This is a genomic window from Salmonella sp. 32020114201800008SM (assembly GCF_017572025.1).
Lineage (GTDB): Bacteria > Pseudomonadota > Gammaproteobacteria > Enterobacterales > Enterobacteriaceae > Salmonella > Salmonella enterica.
The window spans coordinates 199,105-215,184 of record NZ_JAGEQM010000005.1 but is presented as its reverse complement, the minus strand read 5'-3'; the positions used below and the strand labels follow the sequence as shown (position 1 = coordinate 215,184).

At 54.8% G+C, this 16,080-nt stretch carries 13 protein-coding genes and 1 pseudogene; 9 read left to right on the top strand and 5 right to left on the bottom strand.

All coding sequences use genetic code 11. The features are described from left to right. The first annotated feature begins 136 nt into the window (after positions 1-136). Genes dppB through dppF form a run of 4 tightly spaced genes read left to right on the top strand, consistent with a single transcriptional unit; the run spans position 137 to position 4,072 of the window. Positions 137-1,156, top strand: coding sequence for a dipeptide ABC transporter permease DppB (gene dppB / locus J4613_RS15135; protein ID WP_000938843.1), 1,020 nt, complete (start codon positions 137-139; stop codon positions 1,154-1,156). A gap of 9 nt (positions 1,157-1,165) precedes the next feature. Further along, complete coding sequence (gene dppC, locus J4613_RS15130) at positions 1,166-2,068, top strand: dipeptide ABC transporter permease DppC (RefSeq protein WP_000084690.1); 903 nt, start codon at positions 1,166-1,168, stop codon at positions 2,066-2,068. Positions 2,069-2,078: 10 nt separating this feature from the next. Continuing rightward, the gene (dppD, locus tag J4613_RS15125; protein WP_111742204.1) at positions 2,079-3,062 is read left to right on the top strand and encodes a dipeptide ABC transporter ATP-binding protein; all 984 of its coding nucleotides are present in this window, start codon (positions 2,079-2,081) and stop codon (positions 3,060-3,062) included. Continuing rightward, entirely contained in the window at positions 3,059-4,072 is a 1,014-nt protein-coding gene (gene dppF, locus J4613_RS15120) for a dipeptide ABC transporter ATP-binding subunit DppF (protein WP_000103563.1), read from the top strand. The genes dppD and dppF overlap by 4 nt, the downstream gene beginning before the upstream one ends. A 309-nt stretch (positions 4,073-4,381) precedes the next feature. On the opposite strand, the gene J4613_RS15115 is transcribed toward dppF, so the two are convergent. Next, the gene (locus J4613_RS15115; protein ID WP_021000882.1) at positions 4,382-5,680 is read right to left on the bottom strand and encodes an aromatic amino acid transport family protein; all 1,299 of its coding nucleotides are present in this window, start codon (positions 5,678-5,680) and stop codon (positions 4,382-4,384) included. Between the two features lie 117 nt (positions 5,681-5,797). After that, positions 5,798-5,950: pseudogene (locus J4613_RS22720) on the bottom strand (PLP-dependent transferase); the annotation flags it as partial. A 372-nt stretch (positions 5,951-6,322) separates the two neighbouring features. On the opposite strand from J4613_RS22720, the gene J4613_RS15105 reads away from it, so the two are divergent. Then, positions 6,323-6,430 carry a type I toxin-antitoxin system toxin Ldr family protein gene (locus J4613_RS15105; RefSeq protein ID WP_001537650.1) on the top strand — a complete coding sequence of 36 codons (108 nt, stop codon included), beginning with the start codon at positions 6,323-6,325 and terminating at the stop codon, positions 6,428-6,430. Between the two features lie 81 nt (positions 6,431-6,511). Here J4613_RS15105 and bcsG read toward each other — a convergent pair whose 3' ends face one another. The 3 genes from bcsG to bcsE are packed head-to-tail and all read right to left on the bottom strand — an operon-like array spanning position 6,512 to position 9,947. After that, on the bottom strand, positions 6,512-8,191 hold the full coding sequence (gene bcsG, locus J4613_RS15100; RefSeq protein WP_000192026.1) for a cellulose biosynthesis protein BcsG: 1,680 nt from the start codon (positions 8,189-8,191) through the stop codon (positions 6,512-6,514). After that, positions 8,188-8,379 (bottom strand): cellulose biosynthesis protein BcsF, encoded by a 192-nt coding sequence (gene bcsF / locus J4613_RS15095; protein WP_000988321.1) that lies wholly within the window; start codon positions 8,377-8,379, stop codon positions 8,188-8,190. The genes bcsG and bcsF overlap by 4 nt, the downstream gene beginning before the upstream one ends. Then, positions 8,376-9,947, bottom strand: coding sequence for a cellulose biosynthesis c-di-GMP-binding protein BcsE (bcsE, locus tag J4613_RS15090; protein ID WP_001205767.1), 1,572 nt, complete (start codon positions 9,945-9,947; stop codon positions 8,376-8,378). The genes bcsF and bcsE overlap by 4 nt, the downstream gene beginning before the upstream one ends. Positions 9,948-10,191: 244 nt before the next feature. On the opposite strand from bcsE, the gene bcsR reads away from it, so the two are divergent. The 4 genes from bcsR to bcsB are packed head-to-tail and all read left to right on the top strand — an operon-like array spanning position 10,192 to position 16,080. After that, the gene (bcsR, locus tag J4613_RS15085) at positions 10,192-10,395 is read left to right on the top strand and encodes a cellulose biosynthesis protein BcsR (protein WP_000282616.1); all 204 of its coding nucleotides are present in this window, start codon (positions 10,192-10,194) and stop codon (positions 10,393-10,395) included. Then, on the top strand, positions 10,396-11,148 hold the full coding sequence (bcsQ, locus tag J4613_RS15080; protein ID WP_111742205.1) for a cellulose biosynthesis protein BcsQ: 753 nt from the start codon (positions 10,396-10,398) through the stop codon (positions 11,146-11,148). It begins immediately after the preceding gene. After that, entirely contained in the window at positions 11,145-13,769 is a 2,625-nt protein-coding gene (gene bcsA, locus J4613_RS15075) for a UDP-forming cellulose synthase catalytic subunit (RefSeq protein ID WP_111742206.1), read from the top strand. The genes bcsQ and bcsA overlap by 4 nt, the downstream gene beginning before the upstream one ends. 10 nt (positions 13,770-13,779) lie before the next feature. After that, positions 13,780-16,080, top strand: coding sequence for a cellulose biosynthesis cyclic di-GMP-binding regulatory protein BcsB (gene bcsB, locus J4613_RS15070; RefSeq protein WP_001748888.1), 2,301 nt, complete (start codon positions 13,780-13,782; stop codon positions 16,078-16,080).

Sequence of the window (16,080 nt, the reverse complement as noted above, 5' to 3'; positions counted from 1 at the left end):
GGTGTTGTGTAGGCCGGATAAGCGCAGCGCCATCCGGCGTAATGCTTTATCCGCGATGCAGTTTGCGTGGGATAAGATTTGTGAGCAATACAGACTCACGGTTCCAGGCCGTGGGTCATGAGAGAGAATTCGGGTTATGTTGCAGTTCATTCTCCGACGTTTGGGACTCGTTATCCCGACGTTTATCGGTATTACCCTTCTCACCTTTGCCTTTGTCCACATGATCCCCGGCGATCCGGTGATGATCATGGCGGGTGAGCGAGGTATTTCCCCTGAGCGTCATGCTCAACTGCTGGCTGAACTCGGTCTTGATAAACCGATGTGGCAGCAGTACCTCCATTATATCTGGGGGGTGATGCATGGCGATTTAGGCATCTCGCTGAAAAGCCGAATCCCCGTGTGGGACGAGTTCGTACCTCGCTTTAAAGCGACGCTGGAACTTGGCGTCTGCGCCATGATTTTTGCCGTCGCCGTGGGGATTCCGGTGGGCGTGCTGGCCGCAGTGAAGCGCGGTTCTATCTTCGATCACACTGCCGTTGGCCTGGCGCTGACCGGTTACTCTATGCCTATCTTCTGGTGGGGCATGATGCTGATCATGCTGGTCTCCGTCCACTGGAACCTGACGCCGGTTTCCGGGCGCGTGAGCGATATGGTGTTCCTTGATGATACCAATCCGTTGACTGGCTTTATGCTGATCGACACCGCTATCTGGGGCGAAGAGGGTAACTTTATTGATGCGCTGGCGCATATGATCCTGCCTGCGATGGTGCTCGGCACAATCCCGCTGGCCGTCATTGTGCGTATGACCCGTTCGTCGATGCTGGAAGTGCTGGGGGAGGATTACATCCGTACCGCACGCGCCAAAGGGTTGACCAGGATGCGCGTCATTATCGTCCATGCTCTGCGTAACGCCATGCTGCCAGTCGTCACCGTGATCGGCCTGCAGGTCGGGACGCTGCTGGCGGGCGCGATTCTGACAGAAACTATCTTCTCGTGGCCCGGTCTGGGGCGCTGGCTGATCGATGCGCTGCAACGCCGCGATTATCCGGTAGTGCAGGGCGGCGTGTTACTGGTAGCGACGATGATTATTCTCGTCAACCTGCTGGTAGACCTGCTGTACGGCGTGGTGAACCCGCGTATTCGGCATAAGAAGTAAGGGGCCATCATGTCACAGGTTACTGAAAATAATGTTAATGCCGCACCGGCGCCCATGACGCCATTGCGGGAGTTTTGGCACTATTTCAAACGCAATAAAGGCGCGGTCGTCGGGCTGGCGTATGTTCTCATCGTGATCCTGATTGCGGTGTTTGCCAACTTTATTGCGCCGTACAACCCGGCAGAGCAGTTCCGCGATGCGCTGCTGGCGCCGCCGGTCTGGCAGGAAGGCGGCAGTTGGGCGCATATTCTGGGAACGGATGATGTTGGTCGCGATGTCCTCTCGCGCCTGATGTATGGCGCGCGTTTGTCGCTGCTGGTCGGCTGTCTGGTGGTCGTCCTGTCGCTGGTAATGGGGATTATTCTCGGCCTGGTCGCGGGCTACTTCGGCGGTCTGGTCGATAACATCATCATGCGCGTGGTCGATATTATGCTGGCCCTGCCGAGCCTGCTGCTGGCGCTGGTGCTGGTGGCGATCTTCGGCCCCTCCATCGGCAACGCTGCGCTGGCGTTGACGTTTGTGGCGCTGCCGCACTATGTCCGCTTAACCCGCGCGGCGGTTCTGGTAGAGGTGAACCGCGATTATGTGACTGCCTCCCGCGTGGCGGGCGCAGGCGCGATGCGTCAGATGTTCGTCAATATTTTCCCGAACTGCCTTGCGCCGCTGATTGTTCAGGCATCGCTCGGTTTCTCTAACGCCATTCTCGATATGGCCGCCCTCGGCTTCCTGGGGATGGGCGCACAGCCGCCAACGCCCGAATGGGGCACCATGCTCTCTGACGTATTGCAGTTCGCGCAAAGCGCCTGGTGGGTCGTGACCTTCCCGGGGCTGGCGATTCTGCTGACGGTACTGGCATTTAACCTGATGGGTGACGGTCTGCGTGACGCGCTCGATCCCAAACTGAAGCAGTAAGAGGTTCGAGATGGCGTTATTAAATGTAGATCAATTATCGGTGCACTTCGGCGACGAAGGGACACCGTTCAAAGCCGTCGACCGCATTAGCTACAGCGTGAAGCAGGGTGAGGTGGTCGGTATTGTCGGCGAGTCTGGTTCCGGCAAATCCGTCAGCTCGCTGGCGATTATGGGGCTTATCGATTACCCAGGCCGCGTGATGGCGGAAAACCTGCTCTTTAACGGACAGGATCTGAAGCGCATTTCCGAGAAGGAACGTCGCAACCTGGTGGGCGCTGAAGTGGCGATGATTTTCCAGGACCCGATGACCAGCCTCAATCCTTGCTATACCGTTGGCTTTCAGATTATGGAAGCCATCAAGGTACATCAGGGCGGGAACAAGAAAACCCGTCGTCATCGAGCGATTGACCTGTTGAACCAGGTGGGTATTCCCGATCCGGCTTCTCGTCTGGATGTCTATCCGCACCAGCTTTCTGGCGGCATGAGTCAGCGCGTGATGATTGCGATGGCAATAGCCTGTCGACCAAAGCTGTTAATTGCCGATGAACCGACCACGGCGCTGGATGTGACCATTCAGGCGCAAATTATTGAGCTGCTGCTGGAGTTGCAGCAAAAAGAGAACATGGCGCTGGTGCTGATTACCCATGACCTGGCGCTGGTGGCGGAAGCGGCGCACAAAATTATCGTCATGTACGCCGGGCAGGTCGTCGAAACCGGCGCTGCGCAGGATATTTTCCGCGCGCCGCGTCATCCCTACACCCAGGCACTGCTACGCGCGTTACCAGAGTTTGCTCAGGACAAAGCGCGTCTGGCGTCGCTGCCGGGCGTGGTGCCGGGGAAATATGACCGACCGACGGGCTGTCTGCTTAACCCGCGCTGCCCCTACGCCACGGGCAGATGCCGTGCGGAAGAACCTGCTCTCAACCAACTGGACGATGGACGTCAGTCAAAATGTCATTACCCACTCGATGATGCCGGGAGGCCCACACTATGAGTACGCATGAGGCCACCTTACAACAGCCGCTGTTGCGGGCTATCGACCTGAAAAAACACTATCCGGTGAAGAAGGGGATCTTTTCTCCGGAACGGCTGGTAAAAGCGCTGGACGGCGTGTCGTTTAATCTCGAACGCGGTAAAACGCTGGCCGTAGTGGGGGAGTCCGGTTGTGGAAAATCCACACTGGGTCGCCTGCTGACGATGATTGAAACGCCAACCGGCGGAGAGCTTTATTACCAGGGGCAGGATCTGCTCAAACACGATCCGCACGCGCAGAAACTGCGGCGGCAGAAAATTCAGATTGTGTTTCAGAACCCCTACGGTTCCCTGAACCCACGCAAGAAAGTGGGGCAAATTCTGGAAGAGCCGTTGCTGATCAATACCAGCCTGAGTAAAGCGCAGCGTCGTGAAAAAGCGCTGGCGATGATGGCGAAGGTGGGGCTGAAAACCGAGCACTACGACCGCTATCCGCATATGTTCTCCGGCGGCCAGCGTCAGCGTATCGCTATCGCCCGCGGTCTGATGCTTGATCCGGACGTAGTGATTGCCGACGAACCGGTCTCCGCGCTCGACGTGTCGGTGCGCGCCCAGGTGCTGAACCTGATGATGGATTTGCAACAGGATATGGGGCTGTCTTATGTCTTTATCTCGCACGACCTGTCGGTGGTGGAACACATCGCCGATGAAGTGATGGTCATGTACTTAGGCCGCTGCGTGGAGAAAGGGACCAAAGAGCAGATTTTTAACAATCCACGTCATCCCTATACCCAGGCGTTGCTCTCCGCCACGCCGCGGCTGAATCCGGATGATCGCCGTGAGCGGATTAAGCTGACCGGCGAGTTGCCGAGTCCGCTGAACCCGCCGCCGGGCTGCGCCTTCAACGCCCGCTGCAGCCGTCGCTTCGGACCCTGTACGCAGTTACAGCCGCAGCTTAAAGAGTACGACGGCCAGTTGGTGGCCTGCTTTGCCGTCGATCAGGATGAAAATCCGCAGAAACCGCTGAGTTAATTGCGTTTTATGCCGGATGGCGGCTGCGCCTTATCAAGCCTACACCGTACCTGTAGGCCTGGTAAGCGTAGCGCCACCGGGCATGGCTCTCCGGTACGACTTAGAGCCTATCCCATTAGGGCTATTTTACTTGCCATTTTGGTCCTGGGCAGTGCTCGCCAAAACGCGTTAGCGTTTTGAACGCCGCTTGCGGCGGCCCGAAGGGCGAGCGTAGCGAGTCAAACCTCACGTACTACGTGTACGCTCCGGTTTTTGCGCGCTGTCCGTGTCCAAACTGGCTGCGCCAATAACGCCTGGTGGGATAGGCTCTTATTCAAGCAATTTTAATAACGGCGACAGGCACAACAATATTCCATATAACAGAATAAGCCAGGTTTTCAGGCCGCGTAATTTTTCCAGTTGCGTTACTTTATAAATCAGGAAAAAGGGAATAATACACGCGACAATGCCATAAAGCGGACTGCCTAACTGGAAAAAGACCAATACTGAGACGCGAAACGAAACCCAAATAACCAGAGTAACCACGATAAAGACACAGATTCCAGATGTCAGTAACAGTGGGTTGACATTTTTGACATCCATAATACGACTCAATACATTCAGTACAATACCTTTAAGCGCTTCGTGAAAACCTAAATAAATACCAAAGAACGCGGTAAGTACGGCAAAAATATTGAGGATGGTAGAGGTAATGTGGATGATATGGCCAGGGATTACCTGAGCTGCCAGCGCAAGGGCGGAAATATTCTGCTCGAACGCTGATACCGCCTCTTCATGGCTAATCGAAAAGGTAAACGAGAACGAGAAAAAGAGAATAATGGCAATCAGCGTAATATAGCTAATGCGATGCGTGCGAATCGCCATCCGGGTGGCCAGCACACGGTCAGGCTCGCGCTTACGATAGGCGATGTTCATTGGGTTTAGCACCTGAATGAAGACCGCAGAAAAGAAGCAAAATGGGATAGTGAGCAGTACGTCGCGAAAGAAAACCGATGCGGCGGGAAAGGCGGAAATATTATCAAGATTCCAGTGTGGGATCATCGCGAAACCGAATATCACAATGATCCCGACTTTTACCACCACCATCGGGCCGGAAATTTTAAATAATAACTTTTCCCCGCCGGAGGCAATCGCCACCAGCACGGCGAAAATCACGACTTTATAGATAATAGACTGCGAAAGATCGGCCTCAGTAAGGCCGAAGGTTTTGATATAGGAGGCGCTATCAAACACCACCGACAGGGAGTAAATAAACACCCCGTGGATAATCATAAGAAAATAGATTACACCGAGAAAAACGCCCCAGTTTTTGCCAAGATAGTGACTGATAATATCCGTATAATCGTCACAGGTTTCGCTTTCAGATAACGTTTTTAGATAAATATCCTGCACAATATAGGTAGCTGGATAGGCGATGATAAAAGCGGTAATAAATACCCAGATCCCCTTGAGACCGATTTGCACTGGCATTAAGACGGTACCGGCGCCGATCGCCATACCGATACACAAGAGCACCCAGCCAAAATCATATTTTGTAAACGGTAATCTCGTTGAAAGCGGTGTGGTCGTAGCGTTACTGTTATTTAATGGTAATGTGTCGTCCTGCATAGAGCCCCCTGCCCAAAATATACGCAGCTCTCTCATAAAGAATGCTGCCTATAACCAGGCTATAGTGCCTTGATACCCGATGCGGCAAACCGGTGACAGCGGTTCGCCGAGCAATCGTCAGAATGCTGCTTTTCTGCTGGCGTGTTCAAGGTCATGAATAATATCGTCGGGATCTTCAGGTCCCGCTGAAAGACGGATAAGTTCGTCGGTAATACCTGCTTTTAGCCATTCCTCTGGCGCAACAGGCGAATATGTCATAGACGCAGGATGCTGAACGAGGGTTTCGGTATCACCGGGACTGGCCGCGAGGAGGCATAATTTACAGAATTGAGCGGCTGACTGCCAGCCTCAGAAATGCTGAATGTATTCTGGCAAATAAAAGTAATCGTCTGCGAAGCGTCACGCAGATTGCACGTTAGCGCCGTGCCGGGACGGGGATTTTGCCGTAATATCAGCAGCAAGCCGGGTTTACCCGGTGAGGCGCAATGTTGCGGGGGTTTGATCCCCGGCGGCATAGGTTGCTGGATAGAGAAAACCCCCGCACGTTGACTGGTATAAACCTGGCAACCTGACGGGGGCTAACTTGAACCTCAACACATCAAGGATAGCCGCGAACGGTTGCCATTGCAACAAGGCGGCTATATGACGCTTACGCAGTTGGGCGTGGCCTTCTGGCACGATCTGGCGGCGCCGATCATTGCTGGCATTATCGCCAGTGTGATCGTCAACTGGCTACGTGACAGGAAGTAACGCGTTTTGAGCGTCTGTCCGCCGTAATGGCAACATGCGCCCGAACCAGGCCGCAGGGGAAACCTTGCGGCCTTTTTCGGTTTACTGCGGGTAAGGCACCCAGTCGCCGCCATTCAGACGAACGTAGGGCTTACCCTGGTACTGAATCACCACCGCATTAGCGTTTTCTGAAACCGGCGCGGTTTGCGGCAGATTGCTGGTCAGCTTGTTCCAGTTCACACTGTCTTCGGTAAAGAGCTTACCGTCCACGGCGCGTACGACCAGTTCGGAAATCGCCAGGTAGCTGCTCGGCTGGTTAATATCAATCGGCGCGCCCTCATGCGGGGCTTTCATGCCAAAAAATTTCACGCCCGCCGGGACGTTGGTGATGGAGGGGCTGGGAATATCGCGCAGGCCTGAGATCTGCATTCTGTCGCCCTTCAGCGCGCCGCCGTGCTCCGGTACGACGACTACCATCACCTTACGCCCGGATTTCTCCAGTTCGGTGAAGAAGGCGTCCAGTTCATCGAACAGTTTCTGCGCGCGGATTTTATAATCCGCCGTTTTGCTGACGCCGGGGAAGTGGTTGCCATCGTGCAGCGGCAGCAGGTTAAAGAAAGTCGCGGAGCGGGAATTGGCTTCACGTTCTTCCCCTGTCAACCAGCGGTTCAGGACCGCCAGATCGTCATATACCGGCGAGCCGTCGAATGACAGCAGGGCGGTTGGCAGGCCGGACTGGTTCATCAGTTCGCTCTGCATACCGCCGTTTTCGCGAACTTCTTTCAGGAAGCCGCCAAATTCACCGTTATGATCCATCATCAGATGCTGAGTAAAGCCCAGTTTCGCCAGATTATCAAACAGATAACATTCGTTATTGGCTGGTTGATAAAGTCGGGTATGCGAAGGTTGACCACAGCTGGCGCGCAGCAGACGAATGGCCGCCGGGCCGCTGTAAGACGTACCGGAATTAAAGTGTTTAAACAAAATGTCAAAGTGCGACCATAGCGGATGTGACATCAAGCCTGCCGCTTCGACATCCGACCAGGAGAGCGAACAAATATTGATGACCAATAGGTCGAACGGCTGCGCATCAGGCGGAAGCTGCGCCGGGAACGTCGTTTTCCGCTTTTCTTCCGCGGCATAGAAGGTGTTCAACCAGGCGTTCAGATTCGCGGTCGTCGGCGGCGCGGTTTGCGCAGGCATATCGCCGATGACCGGCTTATCGCCCGCTGTCGCGACGGTAGCGGCCGCATTACCGCCAGTCGTCGTCACCGTATCGGTTGGCTGGCCTGCTGGCCACAGCGTAAAAACCGGGCCGGTTAATGTCAGGACATTCAGCCATACCATGATGGCGACCACAAACACCGTGACCCGAATCCACTGTGATAAAAAAAGCCAGGCAACCAGCAGTACGAAGATGGCGCCGATCATTTGCCAGTTAATAAAACGGGCGATCAGATCGAGCAGATAACCGGAGCTGAATTCCGCCACCTGCGTCCCCTGGCTCATAATGCTTTGCGGGCCGGGCAGCCAGGTATCGTGCCAGAACAGCGCGAAGCCGACGGGAATGGCAATCCAGTGGCGCAACCGGTGAAGGCGATACTTTGGTATTGGCATGAGCAGAAACGCCATGAATACCAGATTCAGTAAAGGATGAAAATTCAGATAGCCTGCCCACAGCAGGCCAAACTTGACCAGAAAATAGAAGTTCCAGCCGGAAAGACCGCGCCAGTACTGCCAGAGCGGAGAAGGCATTGATGGAGTTTGAGTATGCTGAGTCATTTTTTGTCTGCCTTGACTTTCGTAGCGCGGCGCAGAGTTCCGGCTGGTTTTACATAACGAGGTTTGGCAAATAGCAGCCGGGTCGTATCACTGATACGGCGTAGCGAATGACGCGCCAGATACCCCAGCGGAAAGAAAATCAGCGCGCAAAAAAGAATAATTTGCACGATATCGCTGATGGTCATCATGATGCACGCTCCGCGGTGTCGTCGAGCAATCGCAGGGGTTCAGGAATACGACGCCAGATGCGGCCATCGTGTTCGGCATTTATTACCGGGTCGGCGCGTTTTGCCAGCGGTAGCGGCGTTCCCCACAGTTCCGGCGACAATAAGCGCATCTGCACCAGCTCGGCGCTGATTTGTTTATCTTCGAACCAGACCATACGATTAGAGAAAATATCGCCCGTCGGCAAAGGGAAAATATGGTTTAACGCGGTATCCAGATCGTTGACCCGGCAGAATGATAAAAACAGCACCAGACGGTTGCCGCCGATGGTCATAATATCGCCGGTTCGGTTTGGCCGACATAATGTTAACGCCTGCTCAACCCGAATGCCCGGCACCGGGCGCAGCGCGACCAGAACGCCTTTCCCGTCGGCGGGGAGCAGGGTGTTGCTCATCATCGTATGGATGGCATCGCAGAAGATATCCCACGGCTGAAAACCGCGCAGTTTCAACGGCTGCGTCATTGACAGTAGCGTGGTGATGTCTTCCGGTACGTAACGGCTGAACTGCTGTCCCTGCACGCTTTCAATAAGCGTCAGGCAGCGTGAAAGCGGGGCGTTCCAGGGAATGATCATATTCGCGCCGCAGCCCAGCAGCAGGCGCTCATCGGTGGCGCGCAAACTGGCGATATTTTCGCGCACGACAATTTTCAGCGCGCTTCCCCGCTGGCGCCGCAAAGTATGAATGCGACGAGCAAGCGGCTCGATTTGGTTGTTCTGTGTAAGCGAAAAAATAATTGTCGCGGCCTGCGCCGTGCGCGCGTCGTTGAATAGCGCTTCGTTATTGTCGAAAAGCGTCCAGTGTTCCGAGAGCGGCGGCGCGCCTTCAAGGACGGCGACGTGGCTAAGAATGCGTTTTTCGTCGCTACGCGGCTGAATTGCCGTCTCCTCCTGATGGGATAGCGTCCAGCGTTCGTCCTGCTGACACAGCAATAACTGCTGTCGGGCGCTGACGCCTTTTTCGTTACACCAGAAGGCAATATCGAACAAATGTTGGTCGCCCTGAAAACGTAAACTGGCGAGGCCGAAAAGTGAGCGATACTCGCCCATCAACAACGAGGACTGTTTATCGCTATTATTACAAGGGTTAATAACCAACAATGAACAGTGATGAAAACGAGTCCATTTATTCATTTTTTCCAGCCATTTATGCAGGCTTTCTGACGTTATATTCCGCCACGTGTTATTTGCACAAATAAGAATGAAAAAGTAATGCGTCGGGTTAACAGAACAAAGCAAATCGTGGGGCAAAGAGTATAGCCCTTTTTCTGAATCCGGCATGGTAAATAAGCGGATTTTCTCCGGACCGTGAGATTCATCTAATTTGATTACTTTGCCAGGATCGCCTTCCATGCCGATGACGGCGACATTTGCATTCTCCGTTTGTGACGCAATCGTTTGATTCACCAGGCTGATGGCATCTTGCTGGCGATCGGCGTTAACCCACCAGACGCCGCCGGTTGGCATATGGCGCAGTTCATCCCATAATGATGAGATGCCGAGAGAAAATACGGGGTCCACAGTGTCCCTCATGTCACTATTTTAACTGTTTATCAGTTTACTAGCGAAAGCACAGAAATAAACCTAACATTGAAATTAAAACGCATCAGATTTAGCATGTGAATCAATTTGCCCGGCAGGATGCCCTGTAACTCTGCGCTTTGCATTTTTACACATTATAAACGATGTCACGGAAAGATGAAAAATGCGCGTTCTCCCGTATTGACGACGGGGCGTAATGCTGCCAGTGAGAAATATTTAAAAAGGAGCAACCAGAATGTATAACAATGAACCTGGCGCTCAGTCCGATCCAACGTTGGGCTACACTTTTCAAAATGATTTTCTGGCATTAAGCCAGGCGTTTTCACTACCCGAAATAGATTATACCGATATTTCCCAACGCGAACAGTTGGCGGCGGCGATTAAAAGATGGCCGCTCCTGGCTGAATTTGCGCAACCACATTCATTAAGGAAGCCATGAATGGCGATTCTGGGACTGCAGGGCGTGCGCGGCGGGGTGGGAACCACATCTCTCACCGCAGCACTCGCCTGGGCGTTACAAATCTTAGGGGAAAATGTCCTGGTGATTGACACCAGCCCCGATAACCTGCTGCGCATGTCGTTTAACGTCGACTTCGTCCATCAGGGCGGTTGGGCGCGATCGTTGCTGGACGGTCAGGACTGGCGCGATGCCGGGTTACGTTATACCTCGCAGCTTGATCTACTGCCGTTTGGACAGCTCACCGCGCAAGAGCGGGAAAATCCGCAGGCCTGGCAGGAGACGCTGGGAGAGATCGGATCGGCTATCCAGGCGCTGAAAGCGAGCGGGCGTTATAGCTGGATTTTACTGGACTTGCCCTACGGCGCGTCACCGCTGACAGGGCAGCTGGTGAGCCTCTGCGACCATACGCTGGCGATAGCCCAGGTTGACGCTAACTGCCATATTCGCCTTCATCAGCAGGCGTTGCCTGCCGGAGCGCATATTCTGATCAATGACTTACGCATTGGCAGCCAGTTACAGGACGATCTGTACCAGGTTTGGCTGCAAAGCCAGCGCCGGTTGCTGCCCATTGTGATCCATCGCGATGAGGCGATGGCGGAGTGCATGGCGTCGAAACAACCGTTAGGCGAATATCGCAGCGATTCGTTAGCCGCCGAAGAGGTGTTAACGCTGGCGAACTGGTGCCTGCTGCATGATGCGGGCGACAAAACGTCCGCCGGGAGCCTGCGATGAGCGCCCTTTCCCGGTGGCTGCTTATCCCGCCGGTTAGCGCGCGTTTGAGCGAGCGCTATCAGGGTTACCGCCGCCACGGCGCGTCGCCGTTTAGCGCAGCGCTCGGCTGCCTGTGGACGATTCTGGCGTGGATAGTGTTTCCGCTTGAGCATCCGCGCTGGCAGCGTATTCGCGACGGGCATAAAGCGCTTTATCCGCATATTAACGCCGCCCGCCCGCGCCCGCTGGACCCGGCCCGTTACCTCATTCAGACCCTCTGGCTGGTGATGATCTCGTCGGCTAAAGAACGTCATGAACCGCGCTGGCGGTCATTTGCGCGCCTGAAGGACGTTCGTGGACGTTACCATCAATGGATGGATACCTTACCGGAACGGGTGCGCCAAAAGACAACGCATCTGGAAAAGGAAAAAGAGCTGGGACATCTTAGCAACGGCGCCCGGCGTTTTATTCTGGGCGTTATCGTGACCTTTTCACTGATACTGGCGCTGATCTGTATTACGCAGCCATTTAACCCGCTATCGCAATTTATCTTTCTGCTGTTGCTGTGGGGCGTTGCGCTGTTGGTACGACGTATGCCGGGACGCTTTTCCGCGCTGATGCTCATCGTGCTGTCGTTAACGGTCTCCTGTCGTTATATCTGGTGGCGCTATACCTCGACGCTAAATTGGGACGACCCGGTCAGTCTGGTGTGCGGGCTGATTCTGCTGTTTGCGGAAACCTACGCCTGGATTGTGCTGGTGCTGGGGTACTTCCAGGTGGTGTGGCCGTTAAATCGTCAACCGGTGCCGTTGCCGAAAGAAATGTCGCAGTGGCCGACGGTGGATATTTTTGTACCGACCTATAACGAAGACCTTAACGTGGTCAAAAATACCATTTACGCTTCGCTTGGCATTGACTGGCCGAAGGACAAGCTGAATATCTGGATCCTTGATGACGGCGGGCGTGAATCATTTCGTCATTTTGCCCGACATGTTGGCGTGCATTACATTGCCCGCGCCACGCATGAACACGCCAAAGCCGGCAACATCAACAATGCGCTAAAACACGCGAAAGGCGAGTTTGTGGCGATCTTCGATTGCGACCATGTGCCGACGCGCTCGTTTCTGCAAATGACAATGGGCTGGTTCCTGAAAGAAAAACAGCTGGCGATGATGCAGACGCCGCATCATTTCTTCTCCCCGGACCCGTTTGAGCGCAACCTGGGACGTTTTCGTAAAACGCCTAACGAAGGCACGCTGTTTTACGGACTGGTGCAGGACGGTAACGATATGTGGGACGCCACTTTCTTTTGCGGATCGTGCGCGGTGATTCGCCGTAAGCCGCTGGATGAGATTGGCGGTATCGCCGTTGAGACGGTGACGGAAGATGCGCATACTTCGCTCCGGCTGCACCGGCGAGGTTATACCTCAGCGTATATGCGCATTCCGCAGGCGGCGGGGCTGGCGACGGAAAGCCTGTCGGCGCATATCGGGCAGCGTATTCGTTGGGCGCGGGGCATGGTGCAAATTTTCCGCCTCGATAACCCTCTGTTTGGTAAAGGCTTAAAACTGGCGCAGCGGCTGTGCTACCTCAACGCGATGTTCCATTTCTTGTCCGGCATTCCGCGCCTGATCTTTCTGACCGCGCCGCTGGCTTTTCTGCTGCTGCACGCCTATATCATTTATGCGCCTGCGTTGATGATTGCGCTATTTGTGATACCGCACATGGTCCACGCCAGCCTGACTAACTCGAAGATTCAGGGCAAGTATCGTCACTCTTTCTGGAGTGAAATCTATGAAACGGTACTGGCATGGTATATCGCACCGCCGACTCTGGTCGCGTTGATCAATCCGCACAAAGGGAAATTTAACGTCACGGCGAAAGGCGGGCTGGTGGAAGAGAAGTACGTCGACTGGGTAATCTCGCGTCCGTATATCTTCCTTGTCTTGCTTAACCTGCTCGGCGTGGCGGCGGGCGTATGGCGATACTATTACGGGCCGGAAAATGAAACGCTGACCGTCATCGTTAGCCTGGTGTGGGTCTTCTATAACCTGGTCATTCTCGGCGGCGCGGTTGCGGTTTCGGTAGAGAGTAAACAGGTCAGACGCGCGCATCGGGTCGAGATTGCCATGCCGGGGGCCATCGCCCGCGAAGATGGACATTTGTTCTCCTGTACCGTACATGACTTCTCCGACGGCGGGTTAGGCATCAATATCAACGGTCAGGCGCAAGTGCTGGAAGGGCAGAAAGTGAATCTGTTGCTTAAACGCGGGCAGCAGGAATATGTCTTTCCAACGCAGGTGGTGCGCGTAACGGGCAATGAGGTCGGGCTGCAACTGATGCCGCTCACCACCAAACAACATATTGATTTTGTGCAGTGTACCTTCGCTCGCGCCGATACGTGGGCGCTTTGGCAAGATAGCTTCCCGGAAGATAAACCGCTGGAAAGCTTGCTGGATATTCTGAAGCTGGGCTTCCGCGGATATCGCCACCTCGCGGAATTCGCGCCGCCTTCAGTAAAAGTAATTTTCCGATCGTTGACGGCGTTAATTGCCTGGATTGTATCGTTTATTCCGCGTCGCCCGGAGCGGCAAGCGGCGATACAGCCGTCGGATCGGGTTATGGCTCAGGCTCAACAATGATGATAATGCGATGAAAAGAAAATTGTCCTGGATGTGTGCGGCGGTAATAGGATTAAGCGCGTTTCCTGCTTTCATGACGGCGGCGGCGCCTGCGATGCCGCCATTGATAAATGCTGAACCCACCGAGCCTGCGCCGTCGCCCGCAACTGAGGCGCCCGTCGTGGCACAGACCGCGCCTTCGCGCGAGGTCAAGCTGACCTTTGCGCAAATCGCGCCGCCGCCGGGTAGTATGGCGCTGCGTGGCGTTAACCCTAACGGCGGCATTGAATTTGGTATGCGCAGCGATGAAGTGGCGTCGAAAGCGGTGCTGAATCTGGAATATACGCCCTCGCCGTCGCTCCTGCCGGTTCAGTCGCAGCTCAAGGTTTATCTCAATGATGAACTGATGGGCGTACTGCCGGTGACAAAAGAGCAGTTGGGGAAAAAGACGCTGGCGCAGGTACCTATCAATCCGCTATTTATCACCGATTTTAACCGGGTGCGGCTGGAGTTTGTCGGCCACTATCGCGACGTGTGTGAAAATCCGGCCAGCAGTACTCTGTGGTTAGACATCGGGCGAAATAGCGCCCTGGATCTGACCTATAACATGCTGGCGGTGAATAACGATCTGTCCCACTTCCCGGTGCCGTTTTTCGATCCGCGGGATAACCGTCCGGTGACGTTGCCGATAGTGTTTGCTGACATGCCGGATCTGGCGCAGCAGCAGGCGGCTTCTATTGTCGCGTCCTGGTTTGGCTCGCGGGCGGGCTGGCGCGGTCAGCGCTTCCCGGTGTTGTATAATCACCTGCCGGATCGCAATGCGATCGTGTTCGCCACCAACGATCGACGCCCCGATTTCCTGCGCGATCATCCTGCGGTTAACGCGCCGGTTATCGAGATGATGAGCCATCCGGATAATCCGTATGTGAAGTTGCTGGTCGTGTTTGGCCGTGATGATAAAGACCTGTTGCAAGCGGCAAAAGGTATCGCGCAAGGGAATATTCTCTTCCGTGGTTCCAGCGTGGTGGTCAACGATGTAAAACCGCTGCTGGCGCGCAAACCGTATGATGCGCCGAACTGGGTGCGTACCGATCGCCCGGTCACTTTTGGCGAGCTGAAAACCTATGAAGAGCAGCTCCAGTCGAGTGGGCTGGAGCCGGCGCCCATCAATGTTTCTTTGAATCTGCCGCCGGACCTCTATTTGCTGCGTAGCAACGGTATTGATATGGATCTCAACTACCGTTATACCTCGCCGCCGACCAAAGACAGTTCACGACTGGACATCAGTCTGAATAACCAGTTCCTGCAAGCCTTTAGCCTTAACAGCACGCAGGAAACTAATCGACTCCTGTTGCGCTTGCCGGTACTTCAGGGACTGCTGGATGGTAAAACAGATGTGTCTATTCCGGCGCTCAAACTGGGGGCGATGAACCAACTACGTTTTGACTTCCGCTACATGAATCCGATGCCGGGCGGGTCGGTGGACAACTGTATTACCTTCCAGCCGGTACCGAATCATGTGGTGATAGGGGATGACTCCACTATCGATTTTTCGAAATATTACCACTTTATCGCGATGCCGGATTTACGCGCGTTCGCCAATGCGGGTTTCCCGTTCAGCCGGATGGCCGACTTGTCTGACACGCTGGCGGTGATGCCGAAGACCCCAACCGAAGCGCAAATGGAAACGCTGCTGAATACGGTCGGTGCCATTGGCGGGCAGACCGGTTTCCCGGCAATTAATCTGACCATCACCGATGATAGCGCTCAGATAGCCGACAAAGACGCCGATCTGCTGATTATTGGCGCTATTCCGGGCAAGCTAAAAGATGATAAGCGTATCGATCTGTTGGTGCAGGCGACACAAAGCTGGGTAAAAACCCCGATGCGGCAGACCGCTTTCCCGTCGATTATGCCGGATGAGGCCGATCGCGCGGCGGATGCGCAGTCCACCGTCACCGCCAGCGGCCCGATGGCGGCGGTGGTGGGCTTCCAGTCGCCGTTTAATGATCAGCGCAGCGTGATTGCTCTGCTGGCTGATAGCCCGCGCGGTTACCAGCTACTGAACGACGCCGTGAACGACAGCGGTAAACGCGCCGCGATGTTTGGTTCCGTGGCGGTGATCCGCGAGTCCGGCGTTCACAGTCTGCGCGTTGGCGATATCTATTACGTCGGACATCTGCCGTGGTTTGAGCGGCTGTGGTATGCGCTGGCGAATCACCCGGTGCTGCTGGCGGTACTGGCGGCCCTCAGTGTGGTATTACTGGCGTGGGTATTGTGGCGTCTGCTACGTATTCTCAGTCGCCGTCGTCTCGACCCTGACCATGAGTAA

Coding starts and splice junctions, on each gene's coding strand:
- bcsG (WP_000192026.1), bottom strand. CDS start 8,191: ATGACTCAGCATACTCAAACTCCATCAATGCCTTCTCCGCTCTGGCAG.
- bcsF (WP_000988321.1), bottom strand. CDS start 8,379: ATGATGACCATCAGCGATATCGTGCAAATTATTCTTTTTTGCGCGCTG.
- dppD (WP_111742204.1), top strand. CDS start 2,079: ATGGCGTTATTAAATGTAGATCAATTATCGGTGCACTTCGGCGACGAA.
- bcsR (WP_000282616.1), top strand. CDS start 10,192: ATGTATAACAATGAACCTGGCGCTCAGTCCGATCCAACGTTGGGCTAC.
- bcsE (WP_001205767.1), bottom strand. CDS start 9,947: ATGAGGGACACTGTGGACCCCGTATTTTCTCTCGGCATCTCATCATTA.
- J4613_RS15115 (WP_021000882.1), bottom strand. CDS start 5,680: ATGCAGGACGACACATTACCATTAAATAACAGTAACGCTACGACCACA.
- J4613_RS15105 (WP_001537650.1), top strand. CDS start 6,323: ATGACGCTTACGCAGTTGGGCGTGGCCTTCTGGCACGATCTGGCGGCG.
- dppC (WP_000084690.1), top strand. CDS start 1,166: ATGTCACAGGTTACTGAAAATAATGTTAATGCCGCACCGGCGCCCATG.
- bcsB (WP_001748888.1), top strand. CDS start 13,780: ATGAAAAGAAAATTGTCCTGGATGTGTGCGGCGGTAATAGGATTAAGC.
- bcsQ (WP_111742205.1), top strand. CDS start 10,396: ATGGCGATTCTGGGACTGCAGGGCGTGCGCGGCGGGGTGGGAACCACA.
- dppF (WP_000103563.1), top strand. CDS start 3,059: ATGAGTACGCATGAGGCCACCTTACAACAGCCGCTGTTGCGGGCTATC.
- bcsA (WP_111742206.1), top strand. CDS start 11,145: ATGAGCGCCCTTTCCCGGTGGCTGCTTATCCCGCCGGTTAGCGCGCGT.
- dppB (WP_000938843.1), top strand. CDS start 137: ATGTTGCAGTTCATTCTCCGACGTTTGGGACTCGTTATCCCGACGTTT.